At 53.0% G+C, this 6462-nt stretch carries 8 protein-coding genes; 5 read left to right on the forward strand and 3 right to left on the reverse strand.

Annotated features, from left to right (window positions below):
- Positions 1-102 precede the first annotated feature (102 nt).
- The 5 genes from HMPREF2907_RS09635 to HMPREF2907_RS09655 all read left to right on the forward strand — a co-directional run bounded on the left by HMPREF2907_RS09635 (position 103) and on the right by HMPREF2907_RS09655 (position 4257).
- Positions 103-342 (forward strand): Fis family transcriptional regulator, encoded by a 240-nt coding sequence (locus HMPREF2907_RS09635; protein ID WP_003761869.1) that lies wholly within the window; start codon positions 103-105, stop codon positions 340-342.
- A gap of 31 nt (positions 343-373) precedes the next feature.
- Positions 374-1147 carry a glutamine amidotransferase-related protein gene (locus HMPREF2907_RS09640; RefSeq protein WP_070682516.1) on the forward strand — a complete coding sequence of 258 codons (774 nt, stop codon included), beginning with the start codon at positions 374-376 and terminating at the stop codon, positions 1145-1147.
- 46 nt (positions 1148-1193) lie between these two features.
- Positions 1194-2057 (forward strand): DMT family transporter, encoded by an 864-nt coding sequence (locus HMPREF2907_RS09645; RefSeq protein WP_070682518.1) that lies wholly within the window; start codon positions 1194-1196, stop codon positions 2055-2057.
- Positions 2058-2156: 99 nt separating this feature from the next.
- Positions 2157-2975: a hypothetical protein gene (locus tag HMPREF2907_RS09650; RefSeq protein ID WP_039406107.1), complete on the forward strand. Its 819-nt coding sequence runs from the start codon at positions 2157-2159 to the stop codon at positions 2973-2975.
- Positions 2976-3030: 55 nt separating this feature from the next.
- Positions 3031-4257 carry a chloride channel protein gene (locus tag HMPREF2907_RS09655; protein WP_070682521.1) on the forward strand — a complete coding sequence of 409 codons (1227 nt, stop codon included), beginning with the start codon at positions 3031-3033 and terminating at the stop codon, positions 4255-4257.
- Between the two features lie 175 nt (positions 4258-4432).
- On the opposite strand, the gene HMPREF2907_RS09660 is transcribed toward HMPREF2907_RS09655, so the two are convergent.
- The 3 genes from HMPREF2907_RS09660 to HMPREF2907_RS09670 are packed head-to-tail and all read right to left on the reverse strand — an operon-like array spanning position 4433 to position 6139.
- Positions 4433-5095 carry a DUF799 domain-containing protein gene (locus HMPREF2907_RS09660; RefSeq protein WP_377083651.1) on the reverse strand — a complete coding sequence of 221 codons (663 nt, stop codon included), beginning with the start codon at positions 5093-5095 and terminating at the stop codon, positions 4433-4435.
- A gap of 5 nt (positions 5096-5100) precedes the next feature.
- Positions 5101-5460: a DUF4810 domain-containing protein gene (locus HMPREF2907_RS09665; RefSeq protein WP_070682523.1), complete on the reverse strand. Its 360-nt coding sequence runs from the start codon at positions 5458-5460 to the stop codon at positions 5101-5103.
- A 13-nt stretch (positions 5461-5473) separates the two neighbouring features.
- Positions 5474-6139: a CsgG/HfaB family protein gene (locus HMPREF2907_RS09670; RefSeq protein WP_070682525.1), complete on the reverse strand. Its 666-nt coding sequence runs from the start codon at positions 6137-6139 to the stop codon at positions 5474-5476.
- Positions 6140-6462 lie beyond the last annotated feature (323 nt).

Raw genomic sequence — 6462 nt, forward strand, 5'->3', positions numbered from 1 at the left:
CGTACTGGTTTAAAGTTAATCCACTATAAACTCAACAAACGTCGTCTGAAACCTATTTCAGACGACCTGTCATTATTTAAAAACAACGAAGGAGGATATGTTATGAAACAACCCATCCCCGATATTGCGCAATGCGTTGAACAGAATTTGCAACAGTATTTCAAAGACTTGAACGGTACGGAGCCTTGCGGCGTGTACGATATGGTGTTGCACCAAGTGGAAAAGCCGATGCTTGCGTGCGTGATGGAACAATGCGGCGGCAATCAGTCCAAAGCGGCGGTGATTTTGGGGTTGAACCGCAATACGCTGCGTAAGAAACTGTTGCAGCACGGTTTGCTGTAAATATCGGTCTTGTTGCAAAGGGAGAAAACTGATGAAGCAGGAACTTCGCCATGACGGCGGTACGCGGGGGAAAACGTTGAACGTCCATTTCATCCTGCACGAGGATTTTGAAGTGCCGGGCGCGTATTGGGATTGGGCGCGGTCGCGCGGGTATCGTACGGCGTCGACTAAGGTTTATGAGTCGGAAGCGTTGCCCGAAAATGCGGACGGTATCGATTTTCTGATTGTCATGGGCGGGCCGCAGTCGCCCGATGAAGACAGGCAGGCTTTTCCGTATTACGACCCTGAAGCCGAGCTGCGCCTAATACGTCAGGCGGTGGCGGCGGACAAGTACATTGTCGGCGTGTGCTTGGGCGCGCAGCTTTTGTCCGTCGCCTACGGCGCACGGCATGGGCGCAGCCCGCACCGCGAAATCGGCGTGTATCCGGTCGAGTTGACGCAGGAAGGTTTGAACGACCCGCATACCGCCTTGCTGGGCGCGTCTTTCCTTGCGGGACATTGGCACGGAGATATGCCCGGACTGACGGATGAGGCGGCAGTATTGGCGGCGAGCAAAGGTTGTCCGCGCCAGATTGTCCGCTTCTCTCCCAAGCATTATGCGTTTCAGGCGCATTTGGAATTCGACCGCGCCGCCGTCGGCCTCTTGATTGCCGCCGACGGGCGTGAAAACTTGGCGGCGCAAAGCAGGACGCAGGCTTATGTGCAGCATCCCGATGAAATCGAGCGTTTCGATTTTACGCAGATGAACGCGAAACTCTTTGCCTTTTTGGATTCGTTGACCGAATCGGGGCAGGGTGGGGCGTGATGTCCTGCCTTTCATCAGTGCATCCTTTTATTCGACGACTTGAGCCATGATTTACCAAATACTCTCCTTATTGATTTGGGGCAGCTCGTTTATCGCCGCCAAATATACTTACGAGATGCTTGATGCCGCGTTGATGGTCGAGGCGCGGCTGTTGATTGCCGCGTTGATGGTGCTGCCTTCCTGTTACCGCCATTTCGGCAAGATTCCGCGCCGCGAGTGGAAGCCGTTGTTGTGTATTGCCTTTATCAACTACGTCGTGGTGTTGCTGCTTCAGTTTATCGGTTTGAAATACACGTCCGCCGCCAGCGCGATTACCATGGTCGGGCTGGAACCCTTGCTGGTGGTGTTTGTCGGTCATTTCATTTTTAACGATAAAGCCAAGATTTACCACTGGATTTGCGGGGCGGCGGCGTTTGCCGGCATCGGGATGATGGTGCTGGGCGGTGCGGAAGAGGGCGGCGCGGTCGATTGGTTCGGCTGTTTGCTGATTCTGCTTGCGGGATTCGGTTTCGCCGGCGTGATACGGCCGAGCCAGCAGATGATTGCCCGCATCGGTGCGCCCGCATTTACTTCTGCTTCCATGGCGGCGGCGGCGGTGTTGTGCCTGCCGTTTTCACTGGTGTTGGCTCAGAGCTATGAAGTCCACTGGTCGTGGGGCGGCGTGCTGTCGGTTTTGTATTTGGGGGTGGGATGCAGTTGGCTTGCCTATCTCTTATGGAACAAGGGCATGAACAAAGTTCCTGCCAATGTCTCCGGCCTCTTGATTTCGCTCGAACCCGTCGTCGGCGTCATCATGGCGGTATGGATTCTGGGCGAACATTTGTCCGCCATGTCCGCTTTGGGTGTGTTCATCGTCATCGCCGCGACGTTTGTCGCAGGATGGCTGTCGAACAGAGGAAAGAATGCGTAAGGGGTCGTCTGAAAACGTGTGAATCGGGTTTCAGACGACCTGAGAAGGTACGCGAGTATCTTGTTTTAATGTGGTTTTAAAAATATCAGGAAATTTTCGATGAAATATATGATTGCCCTGTTGCTTGCCGCTAGCCCCGTTTTGGCATCGGCTGCGCCCAATAACGACAAAGCTGCCGTCCAAGCAGCTATTGCCCAGTATTACAACCGACCGCTTGCGGCGCACAACTGTCAGCTTACTGAGCCGCCGAAAGACAGTGAGACAGCATCTGACAATATTATGTATTGTATGAAACCCGTTGCCGACCATAGCGTAACGCGCAACGGTAAAGCCACGCGCTATGTGTTGTACACGGGTTTTGCCTATGATATGAAGTACAAATTAAAACAGAACGCGCATGCCTCTTCGGGCTTGGCAGAATTGTTTGTTTTGGAAAAAACAGACGGCAAGTGGACAATCAAACAACATGGAAGCGATGAACTCGGCGCATGGGGGGATGTGCCGGAGAATAAGGATTGGCAGTTTGTTCAGATGGGCGAGCAAAACTGGGGCTACGCCGTCGAATCAGGCTATACGGGTCAAGGCGAAACGACAATTGGAAAAAACTTTCTGTTTACCGATAATAGCAACCGTATCCGCCGCAGCTTCATTGTGAATGGTAAAGATAATGGCGCATATTATGGCAATTGCGATGTATACAAAGGGCGGGAAAAACGCGATTGTGAAGACCGCTATACCAGCATCGATGCGAAAATTGCTTTTGACAAAAACCGTCCTTCAGTCTCGGGCGTATGGGCATTAAACGCAACGGTAAAGGGGGTGGATGGCAAAAAACGTTATAAAAATCAGAAATATGCGATTCCTTACAACGGCAAGACACACGTTGCGCCGAAAAGCTATCCGCTCAATGTTAATTGAGGCCGTTTGATTTTTTAACGAAACCGCCGAACCCTGTCTCAAAAACAAAATCCCCATGAAACATACGCACAAACTTTGGATAGCCCTCATCCTCGCCGGCATGGTCGGCGGCATGGTCGGCATTGCCTTGACGGAGCTTATGCACTTTATCCAGCACACTGCTTACGGTTACGGCGCGGGCGGCGAGCATGTTTCCTTTCGGGAAGGCGTGGTTCAAACGTCGTCTGAACGCCGCATCCTCGTATTGATTTTGTGCGGCGTCGCGGTAGGGTTCGGCTGGTGGTCGATCAAACGTTTCGGCAGGCCGCAAATCGAAATCAAGGCAGCCTTGAAGCAGCCCTTGCAGGGGCTGCCGTTTTTGACCACCGTTTCCCATGCGCTGCTGCAAATCATCACCGTCGGACTCGGTTCCCCGCTCGGACGCGAAGTCGCCCCGCGTGAAATGACCGCCGCGTTTGCATCCGTCGGCGGCAGACGTTTGGGTCTGGGCGAAGACGACACGCGCCTGCTGCTCGCCTGCGCGTCGGGTGCAGGTTTGGCGGCGGTCTATAACGTCCCGCTCGCCTCCACACTTTTCATCCTCGAAGCCATGTTGGGCATTTGGACGCAACAGGCAGTAGTCGCCGCATTGCTGACTTCCGTCACCGCCACCGCCGTCGCCCGCATCGGCTTGGGCGATGTGCAGCAATACCATCCCGCCCATCTCGATGTGAACATCCCGCTGCTGTGGTTTGCCGCCGCCATCGGCCCCGTTTTGGGCGCAACGGCGGTATGGTTTCAGCGCAGTGCCAAAAAATTTCCCTTCCTCAAGCGCAACGACCCGAAAATCATTCCTTTGGCGATTGCCTTGTTCGTCCTTATCGGCATCGTTTCCGTTTGGTTTCCCGAAATACTGGGCAACGGCAAGGCGGGCAACCAGCTTACGTTCGGCGGCATGACCGACTGGCGGTACAGCTTGGAAATGACCGCCGTCAAATGGTTCGTCGTCCTGCTCGCACTCGCCGCAGGCGCATACGGCGGGCTGATTACCCCGTCCATGATGCTCGGCAGCACCATCGCCTTTGCCGCCGCAGCCGCGTGGAACACCTTCTTCCCTGCCATGTCGTCTGAAAGTGCCGCCGTCATCGGCTCGGCGGCTTTTCTCGGCGTTTCCCTCAAAATGCCCCTGACCGCCATAGTCTTCATCCTCGAACTCACCTACGCCCCCGCCGCCCTGCTGATGCCTTTGTGCATCACGATGGCGGGCGCAGTGGCAACGGCAAGGAAAATGGGGTTTGAATAGAAGAGATAGGGAAAAGCAGTTGTTTGAAAGGGATAAATGGCGGTAGATGGCGGGGTTGCCATATCGAGAGCAAGGTGAATCGGCTGTAAACGATGGCGGGATCGGAATTGAGAATGTCGCAGCAGAAAAAAAGGTCGTCTGAAAACTTGTTTTCAGACGACCTTTGCTTTGGGGATTATTTACCCGGCTGGGCTTCATAGTGGGGCGAATAAGGGCCGTACATGATGCCGTTCGTCGCGGACGCCGAAAGCAGACGCGTGCCTGCAACTTGGGCAATATCGAATCCTTTGTCACCGACGGAGCTTGCAATCTGTTGGACGATTGCGCTCAACATTGCGCCGAGCAGGCCTTGTCCGGCAGTATTGTTGTTCTCGGTGCTGGAAGCCGTTGCAGAACCGTGCCACAACTCTTTTCCGGTTTTCGCGTCAACCAGTTTGGCTTCCGCCGTAACCCGGGTATCGCTTTGGATGAGTTGGTAGCTGGTGCCGTATTGGTTGATTTTTATATAGAGTACGGCATCCGCGCCGAAAATCCGATTGAGTTTTTCAAGGCTGACTTGATGGATGTCGTGCGCATTGTCCAGACCGTTTTGCTTGAAGGTTTCGGCCACTGCGGCAACCGGGAACACGTAATAGCCTGATTCTGCCAACGGTTGCGTGGAAGAGGCGAGCATCCCCGCACTTGCCTTGACTTCCGGCGATTCGTTTAAGGGGGGCAATACCAAAATGGAGCGGGGTTTGCTTTCCCTGAATGCGGAATAGTCGAAAGGCTGCGGCGCGGTAGCGGAACAGGCTGACAGTATGACGGCGGTTGCAGAGGCAAAAAGGGCGGTTTTCAGGCTGCTCATTTTCGGGCTCCTTTATTTTTCAACAGGAAGTCCATGAAGGCGGAAGATTCGGGGAACAGGCGTTTTTCGGTTTCGAAGTGTTCCGCTGCCGACTGATCCTGCCCCGCTTCGCTCAACAGCATTCCCAAATGGGCGTGTGTGCCGGGTGCTTCTTTTTTATTTTCGCTCCGGGTTTTCTGGAAATATTTTTCCATTGCGTCGATTTGTTCGCCTAGGGGTTTGCCGTCGCTTTTGAGGCGTTCGTAAACATCGGCATTGTTGTTTCCCCAATAATAAAGGGTTTGCTGAGGGTTGTCGCATGCGGCAAGCAGCAGGCAGAATGCGCCCAGGCAGCCTGTTTTAATGAGTTTGTCCATTTCAGACTACCTTTCAGCGTGCAGGCGTCCAAGCACCGATTTCGATGCCGGCAACCAAATTATTGACTGCTTCGCGGATGGCCAGGTCCAATACTTTGCCGTTCAGCGTCGCATCGTAGCCCGCAGTGCCGCCAAAGCCGACGACTTCGCGGTTGGACAATGAAAATTCCCCTGCGCCCTGCGCTGAATAAACCACTTCGGAAGTGCGTACATCCACGACGTTCAACGCTACTTTGGCATAGGCGACTTGGGATTTGCCGCGTCCTAAAATCCCGAAAAGCTGATGGTCGCCGACATCTTTGCGGCCAAACTCAGTTACATCGCCGGTAATCACATAATCCGCACCTTTAAGGGCTTGTGTTTTGCCGCCGATGCCTGCTTCCTGCTTCAGCGCGCTCAATTGTGTACGGTTGAGTACGTTGAAACGGTTAGTCTGTTGCAGGTGGGTCAGTAAAATGGTTTTCGCCTGACTGCCCAAACGGTCTTCACCGTCGGAAAATACGCCGCGCTGGTAAGTGGAGCGGTTGTCGAAGCTACCGATGGAAATAGGCGCGCGCACACCGTGATAAGGGGTATTGTAGCTGCTGACTTTGACGGCTTCGATGGTTTTGGAAGACTCGGTCGCACAGCCGGCTGCCAAGGCCGCGGTTGCGAAAATGCAGAGGAATTTTCTGTACATATTTGATTACTCCTGGGTAACTCGGAATTTGGACTTTGTAGGGCAGATTATGCAATCCGACCGATTTTGCATTCTATGGCTGTTTGTTAATATATGCAAGATTTAACTGTATGAAATTTTAAAAATATTTAAAAATGTTAAGTAGTTGGATATGCGAAAGTCGTCTGAAAACTTATGAACACGGTTTTCAGACGACCTTTTTTATCGAAAAATTGTCAACAATTTTTCCAGAAAACTGCTGCTAAAAAGCCGAAACTAGGGGATAATACCGCCCCTGAAAGTGTTTGTTTCCAGTTATAGTGGATTAAATTTAAATCAGGACA

Origin of the sequence: Neisseria sp. HMSC055H02 (genome assembly GCF_001813335.1) — a bacterium.
Taxonomy (GTDB): Bacteria; Pseudomonadota; Gammaproteobacteria; order Burkholderiales; family Neisseriaceae; genus Neisseria; species Neisseria sicca_C.

Coding starts and splice junctions, on each gene's coding strand:
- HMPREF2907_RS09635 (WP_003761869.1), top strand. CDS start 103: ATGAAACAACCCATCCCCGATATTGCGCAATGCGTTGAACAGAATTTG.
- HMPREF2907_RS09640 (WP_070682516.1), top strand. CDS start 374: ATGAAGCAGGAACTTCGCCATGACGGCGGTACGCGGGGGAAAACGTTG.
- HMPREF2907_RS09645 (WP_070682518.1), top strand. CDS start 1,194: ATGATTTACCAAATACTCTCCTTATTGATTTGGGGCAGCTCGTTTATC.
- HMPREF2907_RS09650 (WP_039406107.1), top strand. CDS start 2,157: ATGAAATATATGATTGCCCTGTTGCTTGCCGCTAGCCCCGTTTTGGCA.
- HMPREF2907_RS09655 (WP_070682521.1), top strand. CDS start 3,031: ATGAAACATACGCACAAACTTTGGATAGCCCTCATCCTCGCCGGCATG.
- HMPREF2907_RS09665 (WP_070682523.1), bottom strand. CDS start 5,460: ATGGACAAACTCATTAAAACAGGCTGCCTGGGCGCATTCTGCCTGCTG.
- HMPREF2907_RS09670 (WP_070682525.1), bottom strand. CDS start 6,139: ATGTACAGAAAATTCCTCTGCATTTTCGCAACCGCGGCCTTGGCAGCC.